This window comes from Escherichia sp. AM3, from assembly GCF_032029835.1.
GTDB lineage: Bacteria > Pseudomonadota > Gammaproteobacteria > Enterobacterales > Enterobacteriaceae > Escherichia > Escherichia coli.
On sequence record NZ_JAVUPQ010000248.1, the window covers coordinates 1 to 1,787 of the forward strand.

Sequence of the window (1,787 nt, forward strand, 5' to 3'; positions counted from 1 at the left end):
TTGCGGATAGTGCGTTCGTCCACATCCAGGCGGTTGGCCAGCTGGATGTCAGTCAGGGGGATAAGGCCCCTGACCAGCAGGATTTCGTGGGCCGTGGGTATCTGCCAGTCTTCTCCGCTGACCAGCGTATAGCCATTAAATTGTTTAGCCTCAATCAGCTCGCGGAAATCATTTTCGTTAACGGCTTTCATTAGGTGACCGTCTGCGCAGGCTGCCATTTAACAGGATTTTCCGGCGTATAATAATAGTCATGATCCTGCTGCTGCTTATCCAGATATTCATTAAGTTTGCTCAACTCATAGGCTGAATAAAATGTGCTGGATGTACCCACATTATACATATCAATAGTTGTCATCACATTGTCAATGTAATCAAACGAAACATTATAAAAATTAAGACTCCGGTCGTGGCAACATTTCAGCCGCTCGGGACGAGGAGAGAAGACATCTATGCGGGGTCTGAAATGTAATGCAGTGCCAGTAATGAAGCACAGGGTTATGTTATGAGATAGCGGAAGATAAATTCTGTTTTCATCTTTATAAATGCAAAAAACATTAGGTGCTATTGCGAATGCAGGTCTCGGTTCAGTGCTGTCGAAATCATGACCTGTATGAATGACCTCAATGGTATGGATACCGGTAAAAATATTATTCCTTAATTTGTTGATTTTATCGTAAAGGGTCGGTTTATTCAGGGTGGATAAAAGGCCAAATAACACAAAAAGTGCTCTGCATTTATTCTCATCGGAAGAGGCTGAGTTTGCAACACGCAGTATTTTACGATAGAAATGATCATCCATTAACTCTGGGTTACTGTGGGGCAACTGATTTATAGAATGGATGTATTCGGATAAATGGTCCTGTATATCGGCATGGAACTGTTCAAGCATTTCTTGCTTATACGGATTTTTATTTTGCGGATTGTGCAGATTTAGCATTAACTGCATCACCGCGAAGCTGGTGAGCTTCTCTACCGGGAAATCATCGGGATGTGTGTGACGAAGGCGTGAGAAATTGTGCTCATGAATGATATCGTTCACGATCCCAGCGAGCAGGCGCTCGTAGACACCCAGTTCGTCTTCAATATCGAAAGGTTGTCCTGTCTCAGCATCAATAAGACGAAAGCAGTTTTTCGATACTGCCACACTGGATATAGGCAGAGGTTGCGTGTGGAGAACATTTTCTTTTTCGGGCGTCATGTACACGGTATGACACCATACCCGCTGCTTTTCCTTTGCATACAGGGCTGTGTCATCGCTGCGAAAGTTGCGTAACACCCACTGTGAAAGCACATGCTGATTTTTTGTGTAATCCATAACGTTTTCTCTCTGATTAAACGAGCCGACCGGTTCAGAAATCAAATTCTATTGCTTCATCATGACCTGCAAGCCTGACCGGGTCGGGCACATGTTTACGGCGAACGATTTTTTCTGGATAACTGAGAAAATGCTTATCAAAAACCCGGATAAGCGCGTCATTCCTGGTCGCCTTTATTCTGGCACAAACTTCATGCGGCTCCATGACGGTTATATTATAACGCTGATTAGTTAAGTTATTTTCTTGGAATTTACGAAGCGACTCTCTGGAATCATCGCAGAGCTTTCCTGTAGTCCATAACTGAACATTAATTTCAGCGTTGGGGTAGTCCCTTTTGGCATAGCTGAAGAATACCGGAACCTGCTTACCAATCCATTTTTTTACATCTTCATGTCTCACCGTCGAATAGGGTTTATAACCCTTGCACTCAATGAAGGTAATTTTCGCATGCCCATTCAAACTGAGTACATC

2 protein-coding genes and 1 pseudogene are annotated in these 1,787 nt (G+C 43.5%); all 3 read right to left on the reverse strand.

Features of this window, described 5'->3' with window-relative positions; genetic code table 11:
* The coding region (locus RTW80_RS24665) for a korC (protein ID WP_312720705.1) at positions 1 to 191 on the reverse strand (191 nt) is incomplete at its 3' end.
* On the reverse strand, positions 191 to 1,315 hold the full coding sequence (locus RTW80_RS24670; RefSeq protein WP_000386705.1) for a DUF4238 domain-containing protein: 1,125 nt from the start codon (positions 1,313 to 1,315) through the stop codon (positions 191 to 193). The genes RTW80_RS24670 and RTW80_RS24665, both read right to left, overlap by 1 nt.
* Before the next feature lie 34 nt (positions 1,316 to 1,349).
* Positions 1,350 to 1,787: pseudogene (locus tag RTW80_RS24675) on the reverse strand (hypothetical protein); the annotation flags it as partial.

What these genes read in the sequence shown, in the direction of transcription:
- RTW80_RS24670 (WP_000386705.1), bottom strand. Translation starts at nt 1,315, where the DNA reads ATGGATTACACAAAAAATCAGCATGTGCTTTCACAGTGGGTGTTACGC.